We start from the raw sequence: 24,016 nt of genomic DNA, 5'->3' as shown, positions 1-24,016 counted from the left end.
CACAAGGCCACATCGGCGGCGGCCTGATGACTCGACGCCAGTCGCAGAATCCACCGCTGCGACTGACATTTTCAAACCATGCTCCAAAGCCGCTAATGCATGTCGCCAGGAAGTGTGCAGCGGTTCCGGGAGAACGACATCCATTCAACCAAAGAGCTAAAGCGCGTCGCATGAATCAAGTTTGATGCGACGCGCTTTCGACGCGCCCCACTCCATCAGCTGACGCGGCAAACAGCGCGGCGCCAACCTCGCCGGACAGCAGCATCTCGTTGCGCGCCCGGCCCGGCCCGATCATCGGCAGGCGGTCGGCGAGTTCGGCGACGCGGCAGTCGAACAGAACAGGCATGTTCACCTCGATCATCTCCAGGATCGCATCATCGAGTTCGGCGGGCCTCTCGCAGCGAATGCCGTGTCCGCCATAGGCTTCCGCCAGTTTCACGAAATCCGGATTTCCGTGCTGCCGAACCGATCCCTGATCGCCGCTGTTGAGAATGAAGATCTTGATGGGCGCGTTGTGCTGCACGGCGGCCGACATTTCCTTCATCGTCATCTGCACGGAGGCGTCACCGGCCATGTCGATGACGAGGCTGTCGGGATTGGCGATCTGCACGCCGAGGGCGGCAGGCAGCCCGTATCCCATCGTCCCCAGGCCGCCTGATGTCATCCAGCGGTTCGGCTGCTCGAAGCCGTAATATTGCGCCGCCCAGATCTGATGCTGGCCGACCTCCGTCGTGATGTAGGTATCCCGATCCTTCGTCAGGTCGTAAAGCCGCTCGATGGCATATTGCGGCATGATGACGTCCTCGCGCACCGCATAGGAAAACGATCGCCGTGCGCGCCAGCCCGCAATCATGCTCCACCAGTCGGCCAATCTCGCCCGGTCCGGCGCCCGCGGCAGCGCTCGCCAGAGACGAAGGAATTCGGCAAGCACGCCGCCCGCATCGCCCTGGATACCGATATCGGCGCGCACGGTCTTGTTGAGCGAGGCAGCATCGATATCGATCTGAATCTTCCGGGAATGCGGTGAAAAACCATCGACGCCGACGGCCAGCCCGCCGTCGAAGCGCGCCCCGATGCACAGCATGAGGTCGCAGTCCTGCATTGCCATGTTGGCCTCATCGGAGCCGTGAAGCCCGGCCATCTTCAGCCAGTTCGGGCCGGAAGCCGGATAGGCGCCGAGCCCCATCAGCGTCGACGTGACGGGAAAGCCGGTGAGATCGACCAGCTCGCGCAGCCGATTTACCGCTTCGGGACCGGAATTGATGACGCCGCCGCCCACGCAGATAACCGGCCTGCGTGCCGCTGTCATCAAAGCGATTGCAGCCTCGATCTCCCTGATGCCGCAGCTGTTGTCCGGCTGGTAGCTCGGTCCCGGGGCGACAGCCTCACGCAGTGAATAACTGCCGCTTGCAAACAGCACGTCTTTGGGCATGTCGACCAGAACGGGTCCGGGCCGGCCTGATCCGGCGATGCGAAAGGCCTCGTGGATGACCGCCGCGAGCTCATTGACGTCGTTGACCAGCCGATTGTGTTTCGTGCAGGCTCGGGTGATGCCGACGGTATCGCATTCCTGAAACGCATCGGACCCGATCAGCGTCGTCGGCACCTGACCGGACAGGCAGACGAGCGGCACGGAATCCATCAAGGCGTCCTGAAGGGGCGTGATCGCGTTGGTGACGCCGGGTCCTGAGGTCACCAGCATAACGCCGACCTTGCCCGTTGACCGGGCGTACCCCTCGGCGGCATGGCCGGCTCCCTGTTCATGGCGAACCAGAATGTGTCTGATGTCTTCCTGCTGGAAAAGCTCGTCGTAGATCGGCAGTACGGCAGCGCCGGGATAGCCGAATATATGCTTGACGCCATTGTCTCTCAGCGCCTGGAGAACGATTTCAGCGCCGGTCATCTGCGCGCGCGGGGTGTCGATGGAATGACGGGATCTCATGGTTCCGTTCCTTGATCAGTGTGATGATGTGTGGAAAGTCCGACGAGGCGCCCGCCCCGGATTCAGGGCATAAAAAAAGGCCCCGTCAGGAGCCTGCTTACCGCGCATGGGTGCTTTCGCCGGATGGTTACACCATCCTGCCCATGCGCCCGATCACCAATGCCAGAACCATTGCGATTTTCATAGCGTCACAGCTAAAGCCAAATCGGGCCGCCGTCAATGCTTGCGGAGGAGACGAATGGCGGCTGTCGGCGACGGTGGCCTTCGCAAAGCCGCCCGCGAGAGAACGCGGACGGTTGCAATGTCGTGCGGCGTCCCGGCTATGCCAGGATGTTCAAGCCTAGTCCTGGCCCTGCAGGCGGTCCATCACCTGGAGCAGCAGATCGGCGCAGGCCTTCATCGGTTCGTCCTCGGCGCATTTCAGATCGATCCGGGTGTTCCCATCCTCGATCCGGAAATGCGCTGCCTTGGACGGCGGTGGCGGTGACGGGCGATGACCACGGAAACCACGGAAGCCTCTGTCGTCACGGAAACCCATATCGTCTCTAGAACGATGCCACCGATCATCGGGCCGATCTCCCGGCCGCGCATCCGGCTCGCCCATCATCCGCTCGTCATCGGCGGAAGCAGACGGGTTCGTTGGCGGCGGTGGCGGTGGCGAGGCCGGGTCGACCGCAGCGGGTGGGGTCGCGGCGGGCGGCGGGGTGGGCGGTTGTTGAGCGAAGGCGGCGCCGGCGAGTGCGGCAAGAGCAAGGCCTGATAGGAGAAATCTTTGCATGGGAATTGTTCCTTTGCCGGAATTGAGAAGCATGTCTGTAAACACCGCAGCGCGGCTATGGTTCATGGCCCGTCAAGGCCTGTGATCGAAATCCTCAAATCGTCTATGCGGCGGACCTTTCGGCGGACCCAGCGCTTCGGTTCGTCCGTCCTGGCGAACGAGGTAGCTCGCACGCACGAAGCCGTCGTCGAAGCGTCCCTGTACGGTGACAGCTTCGTCACGGCTAACGAGAGTGCCGCCCTCACCGGCTCGGCCGGCTTCAATAAGCGCCTTGCCGCTGTCGTCCTGCAACACGAACTTGTTGCCGTAGATCTCGGCGACCTTGCCTTTGATCGTCACGAGGCTCGATGCGGGCATGGCCGAAATCGCCACCGGCGTCAGCGGCGCCATTTCCGGCGTCGGACGCATCATTTTGACAGCACCGGCGCCCCCGGCAGCCCCAATGACCAGCGCCACGGCGGCGGCGATGATGGGAAGCGCCAGCCGACGCCGGCGCTGTCTTGGCGGGATGGGCATGGCTGCGCCCTCGGTATGCACGTTGTCCTGGTCTTCATTCGGCATATATCTGCTCCTTGCATCAGTCGTTGCCGCACTCTAACCGCCCCGTCCCCTCGCCCGCCTGAACCTCTCCGTTCAGATTGAGTTAAGCTCGGCCCGATAGTTTTGGCCTGTCCCCAGAGATGCCCAGCCTTGAGGAAAGCCCTGCCCCATGCGCGTATTGCTCGTCGAAGATGACGAAGACCTCAGCGGCCGGATCGCCGCCGTGTTGCGATCGGAAAACTTCGTGGTCGATATCGCGCGCAACGGCGAGGACGCTCTCCATGCGGGCCTGACCGAACTCTTCGATGTCGCGATCCTTGACCTCGGCCTGCCGAAGATCGATGGCGTCAGCGTGCTGAAGGAATGGCGCGATGGCAGCCGCGACCTGCCGGTTCTGGTGCTGACGGCGCGCGACGGCTGGCCGGACAAGGTCGCAAGCTTCAAGGCCGGCGCCGATGATTTTCTCGCCAAGCCCTTCAAGGTGGAAGAGCTGGTGTTGCGCCTGCGCGCCCTGGTGCGCCGGGCGGCCGGCCACGCCGCCGCGCGGCTGACCTGCGGCGCGCTGGTCTTCGATGCCCAGCTCGGCACCTTCGAACTCGACGGCCTGCCGCTGAAGTTGACGGCGCTGGAATGGCGAGTGCTCTCCTGCCTGATGCTGCGCAAGGAGATGGTCGTCGACCGGCGGGAGCTGACCGAGCGCGTCTATGACGGTGATGCCGAGGTCGACTCCAATTCCATCGAAGTGATCATCGCCCGGCTGCGCAAGAAGCTCGGGGTGATCGCATCGAGACGGTGCGCGGCCGCGGCTATATGCTGACGTCGGCATCATGAAGGCCCCCGCCCTCAAACCGAGATCGATCGCCGGCCGGCTGCTGATGTTCTCCGGCATCTTCGTGACGCTGGCGCTCGTTGTGGCCGCGATCGTGCTCTGGCTGGCGCTGAAGACGGTGGTGCGCGAGCAGGTCGATCAGCGTCTGGACACCCAGATCGGCGCCCTTGCCGGCGCGGTGACGCGCGATGCGCAAGGCAGGATCACCTTGTCCGCGCCGCTCGACGCACCGCCCTTCGATCGCCCGTCATCCGGCTGGTACTGGCAGATCGACGACGGGCAACAGCGCCTGACCTCCCGCTCCCTGATGAACGGCACGATCGACGCGCCGCCGCCCCGGCAGGATCTGCGCCATGTGCTGATGGGCATGCCGACATCAGGCACGGGCGGTGATCGCGGAAGACGACCGCTCTATCTTCGGCAGGCCATCCGCAGCATCGACGGCATGACGCTGACAATCACCACGACGGCGCCGATGATCGCCCTCGTCGGCCCCGCGCTCCGCGCGCTCTTCTGGCTGGTTCCCTCCATGCTGCTGCTCGGCCTCGTGCTGATGGCCGGCACGCTCTGGCAGATCCGCTTCGGCCTGCGCCCCTTGAAATCCATGGCAGCCAATATCGATGCCATCAACCGGGGAGAACGCGCCCGCCTGCCCGATGAGGCGACCGTCGAGCTTGCGCCGCTCGCGCTGAAAACCAATGCGTTGCTGGCGGCCAATGAGGAGCGGCTCGCGGCAACCCGCATGCAGTTCGCCAACCTCGCCCACGGCCTCAAAACGCCGGTGGCGAGCCTGTTGCTGGCGCTCGACGAGAAAAACGATCCGCAAGGCGCCTTACGCAGCCTCGCCGCCCGGATCGACAACAGGATCAAACACCACCTCGCCGCCGCTCGCCGCGTGATGGCCTCGACGGACAATGTCGCCAGCATCGACCTGGCGGCCTCGGTCGCCGATCTCCACCGGGCCATCAGCCAGATTCATGCCGAGCGCAAGATCGCCTTCGACACCGATATCGCCAAAGGCCTGCGCGTCGCCTGCGACGAAAGCGATGTCGAGGAAATGCTCGGAAACCTGATCGACAACGCCTTCAAATGGGCCACCTCCCACGTCACCCTCCGCGCCCGCCGCGACGGCCCGACCGCCCGTATCACGATCGAGGACGACGGGCCGGGGATACCGGCAGACCGGCTGGATGCTGTGCTGCTCCCTGGCGTGCGGGAGGATGAGCAAGTGCCGGGGAATGGGTTTGGGCTGAGTATCGTGAGCGAACTTGCGGGGCTTTACGGCGGGTCTTTGGTGTTGGAGGCGAATGGGGTGGTGGGGTTGCGGTGTGTGTTGTGTTTGCCGGTGGCGGTGGGGTTGGGGCGGTAGGCGTCGTGCCGGCGGCAACCTTTATGAACCGGACGACGCTTGAGGACGGTGTTATTGTTGGCCGTCCTTCGGACCCTTTATGTAATCACAGATTGACGTGAAATAGAGAGTTTCCCCGGCGTGTTCGGCTTTTGACAAGCCGAATTCGACGACGAATTTCTTATCGCTGTAGTTATATGCCGAAGCGATGAACTCTCCTAAACGACCGCAATCTCCCATACCGGAACCCGTATACATCGACAGGTTTTTGCCCTTGAAGGTTCCCTTCAGCACTTTCTGGATCTCAAATTCGCCACGCGTCATCCGTATTGTTTCGCCGTCCGACCCGCCACCCGGCATCTAGACACCGTAAGTCACCAGCTTCATGCGGCCTCTTACGACCAAATCGGAACTAGCGAAGCTTTCTTTCGTGGACACCTCTTTGCAACTACAGGCGGATGCTTCCGAGGCCGACAGCGCCAGCAAAGCCGAGGCGACAACCAAAACTGCTGCGCGATATGAATTCATGGAAATCCCTCATCGACGTCACCTATGCGAATCGATTTCATAGCATGACCGCAGATCGGGTTAGAATGATGAGATGATCGTCCTCAGTATGGCTAGAAACCGAAAATTCCTGGCGACGGGCGGAGGTCTGGGGGTGGCCGAATTGGCGGGTTTCAATTCCCGACCGTTCTCGACATAAAGTCCCATCGGTGAAAAATCGGAGCGGTACATGCCGGCGTTGACGGCGAGCGTCGGCGTTTTCCCTTCGGCGCGAACAGCTTCCGCAATGCTCGAAAACGTGCGGTACGGCGCGCCATCGGCGTTCTTCCCAAACAATCTGAGGTCGGCTAACATCCACGACGCTTGTGTACGATGAGAGTGATGAGATTGCCCTGCCCAGAGGCGAGCAATCCACCGCCTGGCAACAGCGAACCCAAAAATTGTGCTCGGAAAAGAAAGAATGCGTCAATCTCTATCCTGGTTCGGACTGGCCTTTCAGCGTCAGCAAGGTTGGCGAACACTTCTATATTGTGTATCAAAACTTCATTGACGCGTTTCCCTAGCGATCTCGTAGGGACGGATGCACGATCCGCCTGTCGCCCCAGTGCCGACTGGACAGCCGGCGCGATCGATAGTGGCTTGCGGGAAATCGCTGCGATCACCTGTCGTTGATCGTGGGAAGGTGCGTTTCGACCTCTACGCGGCGCCGCTCATCCAGCGGCTCAATGTTCTTCTGCCAGAAAGCCTCGGCCTCCGGCGTGTCATCCTCCCAGTGGCGGATCTTGACGATATTATCATCGATCTTGGCCAGCCGTTTACCGCCCAGTCGCAGATATTCATCCGCCAGTTCTTTCGATCGGGTCGTATGCATGTCGCGCTCCTCCATAGGTGAACTAAAAGACCGATCGTCCTTCCAGTTAAACAGCACGGGTGCGATCCTGGTTCCAATTCATGGGCCGAAACCGGTCCACGCATCCAGTTCAAGGAGTGGCCGCCACGGCGCCCTCCCTGAAAAGCACCAAGCCCCGTCCCGATCTTGATCTCTCCCGCTGAGACGTCTTTCGCCTCGCCTCCGCCTTGTTGGGCGGCTATCCTAAGCGCCGATTCGCTATCCGCGACGAGGGCGTGGCGTGAACGAAGCATCAAAGGAGAGCGCGATGACGGACGCCAAGGGCGGCATTTCGGGACTGCGGCCGCACATTACTGTGATCGGCGTCGGCGGTGGTGGTGGCAATGCGATCAACAATATGATCGCGGAAAACCTGGCAGGCGTCGAATTCGTCGCCGCAAACACGGATGCTCAGGTGCTCGCCACCTCCAAGGCGACGCGCCGTATCCAGCTCGGCGCCAATGTGACCGAGGGTCTGGGCGCCGGTTCCCTGCCGGAGGTCGGCCACGCGGCGGCCGAGGAATCGATCGATGAGATCATGGATCACCTGGCCGGCTCGCACATGTGCTTCGTCACCGCCGGCATGGGCGGCGGAACGGGCACGGGCGCAGCACCCGTCATCGCCCGCGCCGCACGTGCGGCCGGCATCCTGACGGTTGGCGTCGTCACCAAGCCCTTTACCTTCGAAGGCAACCGCCGCATGCGGATGGCGGAAATCGGCATCGAGGCGCTTCGCCAGGCGGCCGATACGGTCATCGTCATCCCCAACCAGAACCTTTTCCGCATTGCCGATGCGAAAACCACTTTCGCCGATGCCTTCATGACGGCCGACCGCGTGCTCTATGCCGGCGTTGGCTGCATCACCGACCTGATTGTCAAGGAAGGCCTGATCAACCTCGATTTTGCCGACGTGAAATCGGTCATGCGCGGCATGGGCCGCGCCATGATGGGCACTGGCGAAGCCTCCGGTGAAAGCCGCGCGATGAAGGCGGCGGAAGCGGCAATTGCCAACCCGCTTCTCGACGATATCTCGATGCGGGGCGCCAGGGGCGTGCTGATCTCGATCTCCGGCGGTTCGGATATGACCCTGTTCGAAGTCGACGAAGCCGCAAGCCGCATTCGCGACGAAGTGCAGGACGACGCCGATATCGTCGTCGGCGCGATTTTCGACCGCAGCCTTGACGGCAGGTTCCGCGTCTCGGTCGTGGCGACCGGCCTGGAAGGCGGCGCCGTGCCCACCTCCGCTTCTCAGCCAGCCGTAGAGCAGATCCAGACGCGCACGCTGCAATAGCGCCATATCGTGGCTAAGCGTCGCCCGGTGCAAGAACGGACGGGGCGACGTCGCCGCTTGGCCAGCTGAAACCCGGTCAGCGAAGAGCATGTCCAAGATATCCAGACACGGAGATTTCGACGATCTCCGAATTTGGGATGTAGAGAGTATCCCCTGCGGAAAATCATAGACGACGTTGGAGATGAATCGTCTCCGCTAAGGAGAGCGTCATTCTGAGGCGCAGAAGCCGAAGGCTGGCGCCTCGAAGGACGAGCCGGGTGCGCCTCGCATAAGTCCCGCACTGAGAACCCGACTAATACCTCACCCCACCAGCCCTCTGATTTTCTCCGCATCCTCCGCCGTGGCAGGATTATACACCACCATGCTGAGATCCGGGCGGCCATCCACCTGAAATGCTGAGTATTCGAAGGCGAGCAACCCCAGCACCGGGTGCTTGATGTGTTTGGCGCCCTCGCCGTGGGTGCGGACATCGTTGTCACGCCACATTTCCAGGAATTCCGGGCTCTTGCGGCAGAGTTCGTCGACCAAGGGCTCGACCTCGGCCGCAGCACCCGCGCGGGCCGCGTCCACACGGAAGGCTGCAACGACGAAGCGGGCGACGCTTTCCCAGTCGTGCTGGGCTGCGCGCACGCGCGGCTCGAGGAAGATGAAGCGCAGCACGTTGCGTTCTTCCGGCGGCAGTGCGCCGTAGTCGGTCAGCAGCATGGTTGCCGCCCGGTTCCAGGCAATCACGTCCCAGATGGCGTTGCGGATCAGCGCCGGGCTCGGGTCCAGTGCATCGAGCACGCCCTGCAGCCTGGGCGTCACCCCGTCTTGCCTGCAATAGCGCACCTCGGGCGGGCGGCCGAGGCCGATAAGGAAAAGATGCTCGCGCTCGATATCGGTGAGCATCAGCGCCCGCGAAATCCGGTCGAGCACGTCGGCCGACGGCGCGCCGCCGCGCCCCTGCTCCAGCCAGGTGTACCAGGTGGGGCTGATATTGGCGCGGCCTGCTACCTCCTCGCGGCGTAGCCCCGGCGTGCGGCGACGCTCGCCGGCAAAGCCGAGCGCGGCCGGATCGAGCTTGGCGCGGCGGTCCTTCAGATAGGCGCCCAGCCGGTTTTCGGAGGTGACGAATTCGCTCATCCTGTTATGCATTATACCATGATAATATCACTACTTTACCATGATAGCAGCGTGGTCGATATCTGTCTCCAGCAAAACAGGAGACGCTGACATGCGCGTATTCGTAACCGGAGCCACCGGCTGGGTTGGCTCGGCCGTCGTTAGTGAATTGATCGCCGGCGGACACCAGGCGCTTGGCCTCACCCGCTCGGAAAAAGGAGCTGAGGAATTGGCGGCCGCCGGCGCTGCGGTCCATCGCGGCATGCTCGAGGATGTAGAGAGCCTGAAGCGCGGCGCCGCCGAGGCCGATGGCGTCATCCATACGGGCTTCAACCATGATTTCTCGAAATTCGCCGAAAACTGCGCCCTCGACCGGCGCGCCATCGAGGCGCTCGGCGAAGCTCTCCAAGGCTCCAGCCGTCCCCTGCTGGTCACCGCAGGCCTCGGCCATGCGCCCGGCCGCGTCGGCACCGAAAAAGATCCGCCCATGCCCACCACAGAGACCTATCCCCGCGCCTCGGAAATCACCGCGGTATCACTTGCGGCACGCGGCGTGCGCGCCTCGACTGTCCGGCTTCCGCCTTCGGTGCATGGCCACGGCGATCACGGTTTCGTGCCGATCCTGATCGATTTCGCCCGGCGGACGGGCGTTTCGGCCTATATCGGCGAAGGCCAGAACCGATGGCCGGCGGTGCACAGGCTCGACGCCGCCCGCCTCTATCGGCTGGCGCTGGAGCGCGGCGCCGTGGGCGGCCCCTTCCTCGCGGTCGCCGAGGAGGGCGTGCCGTTCCGGAAGATCGCCGAGGTGATCGGGCGGCGGCTCAATGTTCCGGTGGTCTCGAAGTCGCGCGAGGAAGCGGCTGCGCATTTCGGCTGGTTCGCGATGTTCGCGGGCTTCGACGTGCCAACGTCGAGCGAGCACACCCGCGCGCTCCTCAACTGGCAGCCCACCCAGCCGGACCTGCTCGCCGATATTGACCACGCGGCTTATTTTTAAGAGCTCATCCTCACGCCCACCCGCAGGAGCATCGCCGCCCCCAACAAGCCGAAAGCCGGGGTCGGCTTGCCTGCAGACTTAAAGGGGAATTCTTCGCCTACCGCATCCGCCCCTCATTCATATCGGAGGGATCGTAGTTGATGTCCCAATCCTTCTGCGGGTTCTTCTTGTCGGGCGGGTTCTTGTGCACTGTTGCATCTTCGGAGCCGGTGATGACGGTCGGCTTGGCGCTGGCAACGCCGGTGCTCTTCCTGTCGGCGCGGGATTTGGCGAACTGGCCGGCCGCGTCTTTCTCGGGGTTGGCCATCTCATTCGCCCTTCTGCTTCAGCGCATCGCCGAGATCCTTGGTCTCGGGATCGCGGTTGTTTTCGCCCTTCGCGTCGCGATCACGATCCGGATCGTCTTTGGCTTTGAGATAGCCGTGCGGGGTGTTTCCCTTCGGGCCTTCCCATCGGGGCGACTGATCTGTGGTGCCGGGAGCGCCATCTTTGGGGGTCGTCATGCCCATCGTCGTTCCTCCTTGGTTGAAGAGGAAAAACCGGGAAAGGCGCCAAGTGTTCCCGCAGAAAATATGGAACAGTGTCGTCCCCCAACGGTTGTCCCGAGGTCGCAACCTCGAACAGGGAGCCGAAAATGAGCAAGACCAACGTCCGTGAACTACAGAAACGCGCCGAACAGCAGGTCAAAAACACCAGCGCCGGCGGCCACCTCGGCGGCACATATTTCGGTCAGCAGCCCGACGGCAAAACTGCCTCGGACAGCAGCAACGACAGTGCCAAGGCGCGGCCGAACGACGGGAGCAATTGAGCGGCGCGTGCCGCCAGCTTACCTGGTGGCGATATCACCGCCAACAGTTGTGTGGAAGCGCCACCTTTCCCTCATTTCTGTTCTCGGGCTTTGACCCAAGGACAGAGATGAGGAACCCAGTGAGCGCTTCCTGTCAAATGTTGTACAGGCATGCACACGCCGCAACCCCCGCCTGTTCATTGACCGACAACGCCTCTGCCCTACCTTCTACTCGCGGCCGGCCGAGGGGATAGGAGCCGGGGCGAAAGCGGAGGGGCGACGTGGCATCCTATTCTATCGACGATGCCGGGAGCTTGCTCCCGTTTCGTAATTCAGCCCCGGTAGCCCTGGCGCAATCGCGCTATTCCTGGATATCGGGCTCGATCACCCTGGCGAGGTTTTTCAGCGACTCCTGCCAGCCGAGATAACACGCCTCCGGCGGGATGAGGTCGGGCACGCCTGCCTGGGTGATATCAACCTCGGTACCGACCAAGACCTTTTTCAGCGTCACGGTAACTTCCATTTCGCCCGGCAGGTTCGGATCGTCGAACTTGTCGGTGTAGCGGACGCGTTCGCCCGGGACGAGTTCGCGGAATTCGCCGCCGAAGGCATGGCTGTTGCCGGTGGTGTAGTTGCGGAACGACATTCTGAACGTGCCGCCGACGACCGGCTCCATATGATGAACGGTGCACAGAAAGCCATTCGGCGGCAGCCACTTGGCAAGCGCGTCCGCCTCGATAAAGGCGCGATAGACCTTTTCCGGGCTGGTCGCGAAAACGCGGTGCAGGCGTATGGTGTTCGGCATGGTGGTGATCCTTGTGGTGGACGAAATGAACAAGCTAAGGACGGACAAGCCTTCGCCGATCCGACACGGGATCGATCTTTTCTTCAAGAAAAATCGCGTGAGGCTGCGCAGCCGTCAGCTGGGCATGCCTTCGAACTGCGGAAGGTGAAGGGGCGTTGCCCAAGCCAGCCGCCGTTTGGTGAACATCTCGACACCCGACTGTATCAGCTCAGCGCATGCAGCAGCAGGCGTGCGGCCTGCTTCGACGAGGCCGGATTCTGCCCGGTAATCAGTTGATCGTCCTGGACGACATGCACCGCCCAGTCTGCCGTCGTCGAAAACTTCGCCCCCTGCTCTTTCAGCACGTCCTCGAGCAGGTAAGGCACGACCTCGACGAGCTGCACTGCGGCCTCCTCGGAATTGGTAAATCCGGTCACCGTCCGACCCTTTGCGATCGGCCCGCCGTCCGGAGCCTTGACCTTGGTCAGTATCCCCGGCGCGTGACAGACGAGCGCCAGCGGTTTTCCCGCAGCAAGCGTCTCCTCTATCAACGTGTGGGCGTTGCGGTCGTTTGTCAGATCCCAGAGCGGGCCATGGCCGCCGGGAAAGAACACGCTGTCATAATCGGCCTGGTCGATGTCAGACAGTTTTAGCGTGTTGGCAAGCGCAGCCGTTGCCGACGGGTCGCGTTCGAACCGGCGCGTGTCGTCGGTCTGAAACGCCGGCTCGTTGCTCTTCGGATCAAGCGGAGGCTGACCTCCTTTGGGCGAAGCGAGCACGACCTCGGCCCCGGCATCACGGAAGACGAAATAAGGGGCGGCGAGTTCCTCGAGCCAGAATCCGGTCTTCTTGCCGGTATTTCCCAGCTGGTCATGCGATGTGAGAACCATGAGAATTTTCATTGCCCAGCTCCTTCGGCCGGCCGGAGGACAAAGTCCCCCGCGTCCGGTTTAACGGTGAAATACTGCCTGCAATCTCATGTTGAAGTGGAAGAAATCATAGATCGACTGCACCCGCGATACAAGTGTCGCTCAAACCCTGCACCGACCAGCCTCTGTACGTTCCGAGGCTCCGGTGTATGAAGAGGGACGGATTGCCCATAGGATCGATCCGATCGCGTTGGCCATTCCAGGGACCTGAAAAGTGAACAAGCCGAATTATCGGGATATCGCCCGCCATGCCGGCGTCGGGACGGCCACGGTCGAGCGGGTCCTGAACAGACGCGGCGGCGTTCGCCCGGAACTGGTCGAGAAGGTGATCATTGCCGCGCGCGCACTGGATTATCCCCGCAAGCTCCCGGACACGCATCGCGGCCTGCTGCGCATAGAGGTGTTGATGGTCCGTCCTGAAACGACCTTCTATCAGCGGCTCTCCGCAGCATTCGAGAGGATCGCGGCCACCCTCGACCCACTGGTGATCGTGCATCGCAGCTTTACCGAAGAGATGAAGCCGGAAGAAATCGCGCGCCGCATCTTGTCGGCCGGCCTGCGGCGCGCCGGCCTGATCCTGGCGGTGCCCAGCAATCCGGTGATCGGCGCGGCCGTCGAGACGGTCAGCGCCCAAGGCTTGCCGGTGGTCCACGTCGTCACTCGCGCCTCGGAACGGACAGGCGAATTCGTCGGCATCGACAATTATGCCGCCGGCCGGACGGCAGCGCTCTTCATCAGCCGAATGGCACGCCGGACTGGTCCGGTCTTTGCGATCTGCCATCCGATCTATCAGGTGCACCGCGATCGCATCCGCGGTTTTTCGGATTATTTTCTCGAGCATCCCGGCTTCACCAGCTTCCAGCAGTTGGGGTTCGGTCTCGACGACGAGCATCTCGGCGCCGAACTCCTGTCTTCGGCCTTGCGGATGTATCCGGACCTTGCCGGCCTCTACAATGCCGGCGGTGGCAATTCGGCGCTGATCAGTGTGCTGCGGCGGCAGGCGCGCGAACGCGGCATCTTCTTCGTCGGCCACGAACTCACCGATTATACGCGCAGCGCCTTGCAGGACGGCATCATGGATGTGGTACTCGACCAGGCGCCCGAGGCGCAGGCCAGACGATCGCTCGATCTGATCCTGCGCCGGGTTGGCCTGACCGATATCAAACCGGACCAGGCACCAATCCGTTTTATTACCATCACCAAGGAAGGGCTTTGATCTAATCAGATCAAGGAAGGCTTCGGCATTTACCGGCGTCCCTGCTAATTTCCAGTCAGCAGAGAGATGCGGGCGGACGCGGAAACATCCGGCCCGCCGTAAGGAGATGCCAATGGATGATCTGAAATTCGGCAAGCGCAACAAGCGTGGCGACTGGGCGCCGAACCAGCCTGCCGAAACCGCCCCGCTGTTTGCGTTTCCGCCGCGGCTGATGGCGGTCCTGAAATGGCTTCCGCATTACTTCTTTCCCTGGAATGCGATTTTTGCCGCCTCCGCCGTCGCTTATTGGGCCTGGGTCATTCCGCCGGTGGAAACAATGCGCACGCTCAGCTTTGGCTGGATCGCCTGGCTCTATGCGGTGAACGCCGTCGCGGTCTTCCTGTTCTACGGCGCCTTCGAACTGCATCTCTACGTGCTGAAACGGCAGGAAAACCGCTTCAAGTACAATGGCAAGTTCCCGGCCGACCACAAGAGCAACGCCTTCTGGTTCGAACGCCAGAACCTCGACAATATGCTGCGCACCTTCCTGTGGGGTGTGACGATCTGGACCGCCGTCGAGGTCGGCATGCTCTGGGCCTATGCCAATGGCTACGCGCCGTGGCTGAGCTTTGCGGAAAATCCATGGACGCTGGCGCTTGTCGCGCTCGTGGTGCCGATTATTCATGAGTTCCATTTTTCTGTATACACCGGCTGATTCACACGCCCTTGCTCTACAAATGGGTGCACTCGGTCCACCACAATTCGGTGAACCCCTCACCCTGGTCGTCGCTGTCGATGCATCCGATCGAGCACCTGCTTTATTTTGGGACCGCCTTCTACCATCTGTTCCTGCCCTCCAACCCGATCCTCATGCTCTACCAGCTGCACTATGCGGGTTTCGGGGCCATTCCCGGCCATGTCGGCTTCGACAAGGTCGAGATCGGTAAGGAGAAACTGGTCGATAGCCACGCCTATGCGCATTACCTCCACCACAAATATTTCGAGGTGAACTACGGCGACGCACTGATCCCGCTCGATAAATGGTTCGGCACCTGGCACGACGGCTCGCCCGAAGGCGAAGCGCAGATGCAGGAGCGCTACCGCAGGCGCAAGGAAAAACTCGCGGCCCGCAAGGCCCGCCTGGAAGTCGGGGGAGCGGCCGAATGACCTGGGTTTCAGCTGGCAAACTCGACGACATCGAACAGGAAGGCGCCATCCGCTTCGACCATGGCGGGCGCACCTACGCGATCTACCGTGGCCCGGATGATAGCGTCTACTGCACCGCCGGGCTCTGCACCCACGAGGCGATCCATCTCGCCGACGGATTGGTGATGGATTTCGAGGTGGAATGTCCAAAACATTCCGGCGCGTTCGACTATCGCACTGGCGAGGCCATCAGGCTTCCGGCCTGCGAAAATCTGAAAACCTATCCGGCAGAGGTCATCGACGGAGAGGTTCGCGTCGCTCTGGCTTGATGCATGTCGCCCGGACATGCGCAGCGCTTTAGGCCTTGGTTTTTATGTCGTCACGAGCGCCGGCCGCTTTTTTCACGGAGAAAACATGGACGGTATGGTCATCATCGGCGCCGGCGAATCCGGCACCCGGGCAGCCTTTGCCCTGCGTGAAGCAGGCTATTCGGGGCCCGTCACGCTGGTCGGCGCCGAGCCCCACCTGCCCTATGAACGGCCGCCTTTGTCGAAGACCGTCGGCGATGCGGTGCAGATGAAGCTGATCTGCGCTGCAGAAGCGCTGGATGCGGCCGGCATCACCTATCTCAAGGGCTTGTCGGCCGCCGAGCTGGATGCTGGCGCAGGAGCGGTGCGCTTGAGCGACGGCCGGGTGCTCCACTATGAAAAGCTGCTTCTGGCCACCGGCGCGCGGCCGAGACGGCTCACATGTCCCGGTGCAGCGGGCGCACTCGATTTCCGCACCCACGCCGATGCCGAAGCGATCTTCTCCCGTGTTGCGCCGGGCCGGAGCGTGGCGATCATCGGCGCCGGCCTGATCGGGATGGAACTCGCAGCGGTCCTGCGCGGAAAGGACGTTTCGGTCAGCGTGATCGAAGCCGCGCTGAGACCTTTGGGCCGTGCCGTCCCCGCCCGCTTTGCCGAAACGCTGCACGCCAGACATGTTGCGGAAGGCGTGCGCTTTCACCTCGATCGAGGCGTGGCGGCGATCAGCGACGACGGCGTCACCCTGACCGATGGCAGTCTGGTGCATGCTGATCTCGTCGTTAGCGCCATCGGAGTGGTGCCTGACATCGCTTTGGCGGAAGCAGCGGGACTGGCCACCGGCAACGGCATTCTGACGGACGCCGATCTTCGCACCAGCGCACCGAACGTCTTCGCTTCAGGCGATTGCGCGGCGGTGGCCCAGCCGGGCGGCGGATATATCCGCTATGAAAGCTGGCGCAACGCCAGGACGCAGGCGGAGACCGCGGCGCGAAATATGGCCGGTGCCGCCGAGACCTTCGGCGCCCTCCCCTGGTTCTGGTCAGACCAGTATGATCTCGGCCTCCAGGTGGCGGGACTGCCGCAGCCCGCCCATCAGATCGTCCTGCGTTCGGCCGCGGAGGGCGAACTGGAGTTTTATCTCGACGACGGACGCCTCGCGGCATCCGCGGGCCTTGGCACCGGCAATGGCCTGGCCAGAGACATCAAGCTCGCCGAGATGCTGATTGCCGCGGGCCTCAGCCCCAGCCCCGCAGAACTGGCAGACCCGGGCGTAAACCTCAAAATGCTTCTGAAGAGCGCGCGGGCCGCATGACACAGAAGCTGCTGATCTTCCAATCGCTCTGGGCCATGGAGCGGCGGCACACGGATGGGTTCGAGCGCACACTCGACGAGAACATCGCGATGATCTCAGAGGCGGGCTTCGACGGCATCAGCGCGCATTACACCAACCGGGGCGATGTCGTTGCCCTCAACGAGGCCATCCGGGGCAGCGGCTTGAAGATCGAAGGGGGCTGCTTCCCTCGCTGTGTCGACGATCTGCGTCTGCCGCTGGAACTGGCCGCGGAGTTTCCGGTCAGCCACCTCAACCTGCAACCCGATATCCGCCCGCGCCGCATCGATGCCTGCCTGCCGCTTCTCGACGGCTGGATGCGGCTCGCGGAAGATGCCGGCATCCCCGTGTTCATTGAAACGCATCGCGACAGGATGACCGCGGACCTGTTCTTTACGCTGGATCTGCTCGATCAGCGTCCCGACCTCCCGCTGCTGGCCGACCTGTCGCATTTCCTCGTCGGCCGCGAATTCGCCTTTCCGGTCGATGAGGAAAACCACGCTCTGATCCGACGCATCCTAGGGAACACCCAGGCATTTCACGGTCGGGTTGCCTCGCCTGAACAGGTGCAGATCGAGATCTCCTTTCCGCACCACCGGCCCTGGGTCGATCTCTTCATCGAGTGGTGGGAGTATGGTTTTCGCCACTGGCGATCCCGCTCCGCCGAGGACGCTGAACTGATCTTTACATGCGAGCTGGGTCCCAAACCCTATGCGATCACCGGCAGAGACGGCAACAACTCGACCGATCGATGGGCTGAGGCCCTGGCGCTGCGGCAGCTGGTGCGTGAACTCTGGGCCGCCGCTGCCTAAATCCCGTTACTCCGCGTCCTCATCGTGCAAATCCCCTGTTGGATCAGTGCAGTGTGCCCCAAATCGTAAGCGTGTCGGCAGAGGTTTGGGATTGTTAATCAGGGGTGCCTAATGTAAATCTTGACGTGCACAAGTTGTGCGACAGTTGATTTGCTACGATATCTGGTTAGGACATTCGACTGAGAGAGGCCCGAAGATGCGGAAAATTCGTGCGGCCAGCTCGGCCCTCGGACAAACACAGCCAGAAGCTTCGACTTCGATCGACCGGCTTTTGTTCTTTGACCGCGACTTCAATCCCGTCGAGAATTTGCTGGGCAATGAACTGCCTGCTTCCGTCAAACCGGCCGCGTCACTTTGGGAGCATTTTCCACAGCTGGACAAATCAGCGATTACGCTCGCTTTCCGCTCCTTGGATGACAGCGCCCAGCCGTTGCGAATATCGGGCGATCTGGGCAGGCCGGGCGCGCACGGGCTGACGATCTATCGGATCGGAGAGCTGTTTGCCGTGGTTCGCTCCGAGGAGCTTGTCGACGATGAGCGCGCGACCCTTTTGCATCTGGCGACCCACGATCCGCTGACGGGACTGCCGAACCGACGCCAGTTCAGCGACGACCTTGCTGCGCTGCTGCAGGAGACCGCAGGCTCGGACGAGACCCTGTCTCTGATGCAGCTCGACCTCGACGATTTCAAGCCCGTCAACGACACGCTTGGGCATCCAGCCGGTGACAAGCTTCTTCAATTTGCCGCAAGGCGTATTCAAGACTGCCTGACCAGCGATGACAGAGCCTACCGACTGGCCGGCGACGAATTCACGGTCATTTCCAGGGGCTCGGGACATCCGGCCAAAGCGCACCGGTTGGCGGAAGCTTTGGTTGCCGCATTCAAAAAGCCTTTCACGATCGATGGCATCGCGGTCTTTGTCGGCACCAGCATCGGCATATCCACAGCTCCTCCAGATGGAACCAATCCGGAGCAGTTGATGAAGGCATCCGATCTTGCGCTTTATGCCGCCAAGCAAGAGGGGCGCGGCCGGGCAAAAGCCTTCGATGCCGCAATGCTGGAATTGCTGGAGCAACGCGAATTGCTGCGCCGCAGCCTGCGCATGGCTTTGGACCAACAGCAATTCTTCGTCGAATATCAACCCCTTGCCGAAGGCGGCTGCATTGTCGGGTTCGAAGCGTTGCTGAGATGGCACCACCCGCTGCTTGGAAAAATTCCACCGGCGGCATTCATTCCGATGGCCGAGGCCGATGGAATGATGCCTGACATCGGCGCATGGGTTTTGGAGCAGGCATGCCGCGAAGCGATGAAGTGGCCTGAGAATTACATCGTGGCCGTCAATGTCTCGGCGGCAGAATTCCTGACGAGCGGCCTCACGGATCGCATATCGCAGACGCTGGACCTTGTCGGACTTCCGCCCGAGCGTCTGGAGCTTGAGATCACCGAAAGCGTGCTGCTCGAGCGCACCGTCAACAACATCGACACGCTGAATACGCTCAACGTACTGGGGATACGGATCTCGCTGGATGATTTCGGGACCGAATATTCTTCACTCAGCTATCTCAAGACATTCCCTTTCGACACGATCAAAATCGACAAATACTTCATCACCGATCTGGAAAGCGATCCGAAAAGCCAGACGATCGTCCGCTGCATCGTCAACCTCGCACATGGCCTCGACATGCAGGTGACGGCCGAAGGGGTCGAGACGCCGGCTCAGGCGGAATGGCTGCACAGTGTGGGCTGCGACAGGCTTCAGGGCTATCTGGTGAGCAGGCCGCTTCCGGTCGAGGCGATCGGCGAATTCATCAACCGGGCTGAAACACCTGTGAGCCACGCGCTGGTATAGCAAGCCAGAGATTTTTCGCCGTGCTTTTTTGAGGGCATCTGACGCGCCAGACAAACTGATGGAGGCTGTATTGGAAGAGCAAGCATCTGGCTTCGATGACCATGCATTGGCGCCGATGGTATCGCTGGAACTGAATGTTGCGACGTTCAAATCTCAGTGGCAGTTTTGCGACAGGATTACCGAATATCTCTCCGACATTCTCGGCCAAGGTCACAGCGACCCGGCTCGATATTCGAATTTTCTTTCCGTCGCGGCCAACGAACTCATTGAACTTGCCTTCCGCTCGACGCGTGAGCCGGGAAGGATAAGTTTCAGTCTCTATCGCGTCGCGACGTCCAACCGGCTGAGAATTGCCTTTGCCCGCGAGGACCGCGAGAGCACCGGCATGAGGTCAAGTGGACGCCAGCCTCTCCCGGGCGCCGGGCCTGACCTGAAGTCCGACGGGACGATTTTGCTCAAAGATCTGGCCACCATATTCCGTGCCGCTATCCGAATTGAGCAGGACGGCACCCACGGGATGCAGATCATCGCGGATTTCCCCTCGGCCGAGGATTTCCAATGAACCTGCTTGCCCGCCCGTTCACCGTCCATTTTGATCCGACAAATCAGGAGCTGCTGCTGTCCGGCAAGATGCGGCCCGAAAGTGCAAACGAGATTGCCGATGCTCTTAAGCTGGTGCGGCAAACTTTGGAACAATACAGCGGCGTCGTTTACCTGAACGTCAAACGTTTGACGCACATCAACATGACGGCGTTTACAGCCCTCTCCGATATTTTGACGGCACACTGCCGGACAAGGCCGGAACGGAAGATCGTCATCATTACGTCGAGCGTGGTGGCCTGGTCGACCTCATTGTTCCAGACGTTGGCGACATCACAGCCAAACCTGTCGATTGAAGTCTACGATTCGGCGTTTTATCCGGGCCAGACCTTTGTCGAGGATGAGAGCTTCATCCCCATCCTGCGGACCCAGACGAAAATGACATGGAGGCACGAACGCGAGCTGCTGCCGCGCCACGGCCTGCGCAACGGCCTTGTCATGGCGGACATCTGTTGCGGAATTGGTGATTTCGCCGCCTTGGTTCAACGGGAATTCAAACCGGAACGGCTTGTGGCGCTCGATCATTCCATGCGCAGCCTCGACTATGCCCGCAGGGTCGCTGCCGACTTCGATCTGCAGGGGATCGAGTATACCTATGGCGACGCCTCTCAAATGCTGCTTCGGGACAACCAGTTCGACTTTGTGACCTGCCGGCATTCGCTGCAGATTTTCAACCGTCCCGAGATGCTGTTGCGGGAGCTTTACCGCATCTGCAAACCCGGCGGCCGTGTCTACATCACCAACGAAAAAAATTCGCATTGCCTGGGCGAGCCGCATGCGGAAACGATCAAATGGACTTACGAGGAAGTCGCCAAACTGTTCAGGCACTTCGACATGGATGTCGAGATGGGGCCGAAAAGCCGGCATCTTCTCGCCGATGCGGGATTCGATGCCATCAAGGTCGATTGCTTCATGGTGACGAACCTCGACGGGGATCCTCAGGACTTCGCCGACATCATCGTAGCCTGGGAGAATGTCTATGCTGGTGAGATGGCGGTCCGGCGCGGCGACTCGGTGGACTTTATCCGCAGGTTCCGGCAAGGGTTCAAGGATCACGTTTTTGCCGCCCTTCACCCCAAGGGTTATGCCGGCTGGCCGATCTGGGCGGCTTCCGGACGAAAGCCACTGTGATGGGAGGCAGATCACTGAAAAGACCGGCAGGAATAGGCTTTCGGGCAAAGTTCATCCTGGTCGTAGGCGGAGCTGTCCTCTTCGACCTGCTGGTCAGCGGCGGGCTGGCGCTCTGGAACGTTCAGAGGCTGTCGCGCGACGCAACGCTCGAGGTCGGCCAGGGTCTCGAAGCGGCAAGCCAGGAGTACATCCGCACCTACGCGGATTCGACAGCGTCACAGGTGAGTTTGCTGCTGCGGCAGGTTCATAGCGACGTCAGTACGCTCGCCGGCGTGCTGCAGGCGCAGATCGACGATCCCGCGCGCAATTCCGACGTCGGCGCGGCCATCTCCCGCACATCTCCGGGCAGCGTCAGCCTTTCCTATGATCCGCAGGGGAAGTGGTCTCAGAACGCTCCGGGCTCGGTCTCGGTCGTGAGCGTCTGGGGTTACCTGCTCGGACAGGACCGGCAGCCAAGGCAGGACGTCGAGAGCGATATCCGCACGAGCGCGGTTCTGGATCTTGTTGCGCCGAGCCTGCTGCAGCACGGTGCTTCGAAGCTGCAGATGTATTACATCGGCTCGAAAGAACGGCCGATCTTCAGAACGGCGCCCTATACCGACCAGGCCCAGACTTTCGACCGCCTTTATCCCGGCCATAACGAGGCCAATTTCTGGGACTTCTTTTTCCCGGACTTTACGAATCCTGGCAGGGCTGGGCCAAGGATATGAAGACGCGGCCTGTCGCGGATGACATCACCCAGACAGCGCCCTATACCGACGCCATTACCGGCAAGCTGATCGTCAGTTTCTTTCATCCCCTATGGACAGCCGACAGGCAGGATGTCGCCGGGACGGCCGGCGCCGACATCACGCTCGATCAGCTGGCGCAAACGGTTGAAAATGTCAAAGTCGCCCAATCGGGCTTCGGGTTTCTCGCCATGTCCGACGGCAATGTCGTCGCGATTAACAGCACGGGCGAAAAAACCCTCGGCCTGCGCTCCGCAAGCGGTGCGAGCGGAACCGGCGTGACCGGCCTGGAACGCTCGCTGAAGGGAAGCTCCCAGCCTGCAATCGCCAAACTGGCCCTCGACCGCGAACAGGGCATCCAACACTTGCTGTTACAGCAGGACGGCAGCGAGGTCCCGTATATCGCCATCGTGAAGAAACTGCCTGCGACCAATCTCTGGGTCAGCGGCCCGGTTCGCCAAGAGGCAATGCTGCTTGGGGTGGTCGTGCCCGAGCGTGAAATCGACGCCTCGCTCTATGCGGCCCAGGCCAAGATTTCCGAGGCGACGAACCGGATCGTGCTCTACCAAATTCTGGCGATCCTGATGTCCCTGCTGATCGTGACGATCGCGGTCTTTGCGGCATCGAAACGAATAACCAGCGGAATCAGCGCCCTGGCAGGTGCTGCCAAACGAATCCAGACGAAGGATTATTCGGTCAGGGTCGCCATTTCGAGCAAGGACGAAGTCGGTGAGGCCGGTGAAGCCTTCAATCGCATGGCCGAAGAAATCAGCTATCACACCGAAAATCTCGAGCAGCTCGTCGAAGAGCGAACCGCTCAAATCGAAGATGCAAAGGAAGAGATTTCGACGCTGAACGCACAACTGCAGCGAGAAAACAGACGTCTTGGAACGGAGCTCGCCGTCGCCGAGAGAATCCAGCTGATGGTGCTTCCGCTGCATCAGGAGCTCGAGGACTTTCAGGCACTCGAGATCGCCGCCTATATGAGACCTGCGGAAGAGGTCGGCGGCGATTATTACGACGTCTTGAAGAACGGAAGCCGGTTGAAGATCGGCATCGGCGACGTCACCGGACACGGGCTGGAAAGCGGCGTGTTGATGCTGATGGTTCAGTCTGTCGCCCGCGCCCTGCAGGAAGCCGGAAACACCGATGCCGTCGAATTCTTGACAAATCTGAACAGCGCCCTGTTCAAAAATATCGTCAGGACGAAAATCGATAAGCACCTCACTTTGGCGTTTCTTGACTACGACGGAAAAGAGATGATCCTGTCGGGGCAACACGAGGAAGTTATCGTCGTCAGGGCAAACGGCGAGGTCGAACGCATAGACACCATGGATCTGGGCATACCGATCGGGCTGGAGGCGGATATCTCCGCCTTCATCAAAACCCGTGAAATCGCGTTCGAAAAGGGGGATCTCATACTCTTGCATACCGATGGCGTCACGGAAGCCGAAAACGACGCCGGAGAATTGTTCGGCATGGACCGGCTGTGCTGCGAAGCCGTACGCCTCAGGAATTTGAGCGCTGAGAAAGTCGTTTCCGAAATTGTGGCGACACTCATGCTCTTTATCGGATCGCAGAAAATCTACGACGACATCACGCTTCTCGCAGTACGGCATAGGTCGAGTCATGGCGCCAACGGTATACGGCATCGAATCTCTGACTGACATAAGCCTGGATTCGGGCACGCGCCTCACCTTGACCGATGGACCGCTTCAGCTTGGATGGAAGCACTCGGGCATGACGGCCGACTTCATCGCTGAGGTCATGGCCCTGCCCTTTTCACGTTCAAGAAAGGACTACATGCAGGCGCATCATGACATCGGCTATCTCAGCAACGAGCTGATCGAAAACGCCGTCAAGTTTCGACAGCCGGGTGAGATCCTCATTGAAGCCGGCATATCCGAGGGGAGCTTTTTGATACGGGTAAAGAACACCATCGACGGCGCGACAGCCTCACGCTTTCAGCAACTGCTGCGCCGCCTGCAATCGAAGGATCCTGGGGAACTTCTTCTTGAGCAAATCGAAACCAACGCCATATCGTCTGCAAGCGGTTCCGGCTTGGGCTTGCTGACCCTTTTGAGCGATTACGACGCAAAAATGGCATGGGCATTCGAAGAGAATAATAATGAGCGTATTATCCTGACGACGACTGCAGCCGTGGCAATGCCGCCCTCCTCCAATCCGTGAGC

Annotated in this window: 22 protein-coding genes and 5 pseudogenes; 15 read left to right on the top strand and 12 right to left on the bottom strand. The window is 61.1% G+C overall.

Going from position 1 to position 24,016, the window contains the following annotated elements; translation table 11 throughout:
• Window positions 1-175: 175 nt before the first annotated feature.
• The 3 genes from ilvB to MF410_RS05365 form a co-directional block, all read right to left on the bottom strand.
• Window positions 176-1,903, bottom strand: a complete 1,728-nt coding sequence (gene ilvB, locus MF410_RS05375; protein WP_165503976.1) for a biosynthetic-type acetolactate synthase large subunit — start codon at window positions 1,901-1,903, stop codon at window positions 176-178.
• A 379-nt stretch (window positions 1,904-2,282) separates the two neighbouring features.
• Window positions 2,283-2,720 carry a hypothetical protein gene (locus MF410_RS05370; protein WP_097626072.1) on the bottom strand — a complete coding sequence of 146 codons (438 nt, stop codon included), beginning with the start codon at window positions 2,718-2,720 and terminating at the stop codon, window positions 2,283-2,285.
• 72 nt (window positions 2,721-2,792) lie between these two features.
• A complete protein-coding gene (locus MF410_RS05365; protein ID WP_097625981.1) occupies window positions 2,793-3,281 on the bottom strand; it encodes a hypothetical protein in 489 nt (162 codons plus the stop codon).
• A gap of 148 nt (window positions 3,282-3,429) precedes the next feature.
• Between MF410_RS05365 and MF410_RS05360 the strand changes: the two are divergent.
• Window positions 3,430-4,091: pseudogene (locus MF410_RS05360) on the top strand (response regulator transcription factor).
• Entirely contained in the window at window positions 4,088-5,458 is a 1,371-nt protein-coding gene (locus tag MF410_RS05355) for a HAMP domain-containing sensor histidine kinase (protein WP_097625983.1), read from the top strand. The pseudogene MF410_RS05360 and the gene MF410_RS05355 overlap by 4 nt, the downstream one beginning before the upstream one ends.
• A gap of 51 nt (window positions 5,459-5,509) precedes the next feature.
• Here the strand turns inward: MF410_RS05355 and MF410_RS05350 are convergent, their stop codons facing one another.
• The 3 genes and pseudogenes from MF410_RS05350 to MF410_RS05340 form a co-directional block, all read right to left on the bottom strand.
• Window positions 5,510-5,761 carry a hypothetical protein gene (locus MF410_RS05350; RefSeq protein ID WP_097625984.1) on the bottom strand — a complete coding sequence of 84 codons (252 nt, stop codon included), beginning with the start codon at window positions 5,759-5,761 and terminating at the stop codon, window positions 5,510-5,512.
• A gap of 345 nt (window positions 5,762-6,106) precedes the next feature.
• Window positions 6,107-6,292, bottom strand: a pseudogene (locus MF410_RS05345) (hypothetical protein); the annotation flags it as partial.
• Window positions 6,293-6,602: 310 nt separating this feature from the next.
• On the bottom strand, window positions 6,603-6,815 hold the full coding sequence (locus MF410_RS05340; protein ID WP_245426816.1) for a hypothetical protein: 213 nt from the start codon (window positions 6,813-6,815) through the stop codon (window positions 6,603-6,605).
• 286 nt (window positions 6,816-7,101) lie between these two features.
• Here MF410_RS05340 and ftsZ point away from each other — a divergent pair, with 286 nt between their 5' ends.
• The gene (gene ftsZ / locus MF410_RS05335; protein ID WP_097625986.1) at window positions 7,102-8,124 is read left to right on the top strand and encodes a cell division protein FtsZ; all 1,023 of its coding nucleotides are present in this window, start codon (window positions 7,102-7,104) and stop codon (window positions 8,122-8,124) included.
• A 300-nt stretch (window positions 8,125-8,424) separates the two neighbouring features.
• On the opposite strand, the gene MF410_RS05330 is transcribed toward ftsZ, so the two are convergent.
• On the bottom strand, window positions 8,425-9,249 hold the full coding sequence (locus MF410_RS05330; protein WP_097625987.1) for a helix-turn-helix transcriptional regulator: 825 nt from the start codon (window positions 9,247-9,249) through the stop codon (window positions 8,425-8,427).
• Between the two features lie 91 nt (window positions 9,250-9,340).
• Here MF410_RS05330 and MF410_RS05325 point away from each other — a divergent pair, with 91 nt between their 5' ends.
• On the top strand, window positions 9,341-10,225 hold the full coding sequence (locus tag MF410_RS05325) for an SDR family oxidoreductase (RefSeq protein WP_097625988.1): 885 nt from the start codon (window positions 9,341-9,343) through the stop codon (window positions 10,223-10,225).
• 97 nt (window positions 10,226-10,322) lie between these two features.
• Here MF410_RS05325 and MF410_RS05320 read toward each other — a convergent pair whose 3' ends face one another.
• The gene (locus MF410_RS05320; protein WP_097625989.1) at window positions 10,323-10,532 is read right to left on the bottom strand and encodes a hypothetical protein; all 210 of its coding nucleotides are present in this window, start codon (window positions 10,530-10,532) and stop codon (window positions 10,323-10,325) included.
• A 1-nt stretch (window position 10,533) separates the two neighbouring features.
• Entirely contained in the window at window positions 10,534-10,734 is a 201-nt protein-coding gene (locus tag MF410_RS05315) for a hypothetical protein (protein WP_097625990.1), read from the bottom strand.
• A 125-nt stretch (window positions 10,735-10,859) separates the two neighbouring features.
• Between MF410_RS05315 and MF410_RS05310 the strand changes: the two genes are divergently transcribed.
• Window positions 10,860-11,033 (top strand): hypothetical protein, encoded by a 174-nt coding sequence (locus MF410_RS05310; RefSeq protein ID WP_003593709.1) that lies wholly within the window; start codon window positions 10,860-10,862, stop codon window positions 11,031-11,033.
• A gap of 340 nt (window positions 11,034-11,373) precedes the next feature.
• Here the strand turns inward: MF410_RS05310 and MF410_RS05305 are convergent, their stop codons facing one another.
• The 3 genes and pseudogenes from MF410_RS05305 to MF410_RS05295 form a co-directional block, all read right to left on the bottom strand.
• A complete protein-coding gene (locus tag MF410_RS05305) occupies window positions 11,374-11,817 on the bottom strand; it encodes an SRPBCC family protein (RefSeq protein ID WP_097625991.1) in 444 nt (147 codons plus the stop codon).
• A 114-nt stretch (window positions 11,818-11,931) separates the two neighbouring features.
• Window positions 11,932-12,027 (bottom strand): annotated as a pseudogene (locus MF410_RS05300) (aldehyde-activating protein); the annotation flags it as partial.
• Window positions 12,021-12,698: a type 1 glutamine amidotransferase domain-containing protein gene (locus MF410_RS05295; protein WP_097625992.1), complete on the bottom strand. Its 678-nt coding sequence runs from the start codon at window positions 12,696-12,698 to the stop codon at window positions 12,021-12,023. The pseudogene MF410_RS05300 and the gene MF410_RS05295, both read right to left, overlap by 7 nt.
• Window positions 12,699-12,939: 241 nt before the next feature.
• Here MF410_RS05295 and MF410_RS05290 point away from each other — a divergent pair, with 241 nt between their 5' ends.
• From MF410_RS05290 to MF410_RS05245, 10 genes and pseudogenes are all read left to right on the top strand, one after another.
• On the top strand, window positions 12,940-13,941 hold the full coding sequence (locus tag MF410_RS05290; RefSeq protein WP_097625993.1) for a LacI family DNA-binding transcriptional regulator: 1,002 nt from the start codon (window positions 12,940-12,942) through the stop codon (window positions 13,939-13,941).
• Between the two features lie 112 nt (window positions 13,942-14,053).
• Window positions 14,054-15,087 (top strand): annotated as a pseudogene (locus tag MF410_RS05285) (sterol desaturase family protein).
• Window positions 15,084-15,395 carry a MocE family 2Fe-2S type ferredoxin gene (locus tag MF410_RS05280; protein ID WP_097625995.1) on the top strand — a complete coding sequence of 104 codons (312 nt, stop codon included), beginning with the start codon at window positions 15,084-15,086 and terminating at the stop codon, window positions 15,393-15,395. The pseudogene MF410_RS05285 and the gene MF410_RS05280 overlap by 4 nt, the downstream one beginning before the upstream one ends.
• 85 nt (window positions 15,396-15,480) lie before the next feature.
• Entirely contained in the window at window positions 15,481-16,686 is a 1,206-nt protein-coding gene (locus tag MF410_RS05275; RefSeq protein WP_097625996.1) for an FAD-dependent oxidoreductase, read from the top strand.
• Window positions 16,683-17,516 carry a sugar phosphate isomerase/epimerase gene (locus MF410_RS05270; protein WP_239620249.1) on the top strand — a complete coding sequence of 278 codons (834 nt, stop codon included), beginning with the start codon at window positions 16,683-16,685 and terminating at the stop codon, window positions 17,514-17,516. The genes MF410_RS05275 and MF410_RS05270 overlap by 4 nt, the downstream gene beginning before the upstream one ends.
• 196 nt (window positions 17,517-17,712) lie before the next feature.
• Window positions 17,713-19,365, top strand: a complete 1,653-nt coding sequence (locus tag MF410_RS05265) for an EAL domain-containing protein (RefSeq protein WP_097625998.1) — start codon at window positions 17,713-17,715, stop codon at window positions 19,363-19,365.
• Window positions 19,366-19,435: 70 nt separating this feature from the next.
• Window positions 19,436-19,927 carry a hypothetical protein gene (locus MF410_RS05260; RefSeq protein WP_239620247.1) on the top strand — a complete coding sequence of 164 codons (492 nt, stop codon included), beginning with the start codon at window positions 19,436-19,438 and terminating at the stop codon, window positions 19,925-19,927.
• Window positions 19,924-21,096, top strand: a complete 1,173-nt coding sequence (locus tag MF410_RS05255; protein WP_097625999.1) for a class I SAM-dependent methyltransferase — start codon at window positions 19,924-19,926, stop codon at window positions 21,094-21,096. Before MF410_RS05260 ends, MF410_RS05255 begins: the two co-directional genes overlap by 4 nt.
• Window positions 21,096-23,491: pseudogene (locus MF410_RS05250) on the top strand (SpoIIE family protein phosphatase). Before MF410_RS05255 ends, MF410_RS05250 begins: the two are co-directional and overlap by 1 nt.
• Window positions 23,454-24,014 (top strand): hypothetical protein, encoded by a 561-nt coding sequence (locus MF410_RS05245; RefSeq protein ID WP_097626001.1) that lies wholly within the window; start codon window positions 23,454-23,456, stop codon window positions 24,012-24,014. The pseudogene MF410_RS05250 and the gene MF410_RS05245 overlap by 38 nt, the downstream one beginning before the upstream one ends.
• Window positions 24,015-24,016 lie beyond the last annotated feature (2 nt).

The sequence above is a fragment of the Rhizobium sp. C104 genome, from assembly GCF_022354505.1.
Taxonomy (GTDB): Bacteria; Pseudomonadota; Alphaproteobacteria; order Rhizobiales; family Rhizobiaceae; genus Rhizobium; species Rhizobium redzepovicii.
This window is presented reverse-complemented; position numbering and strand designations above follow the sequence as displayed.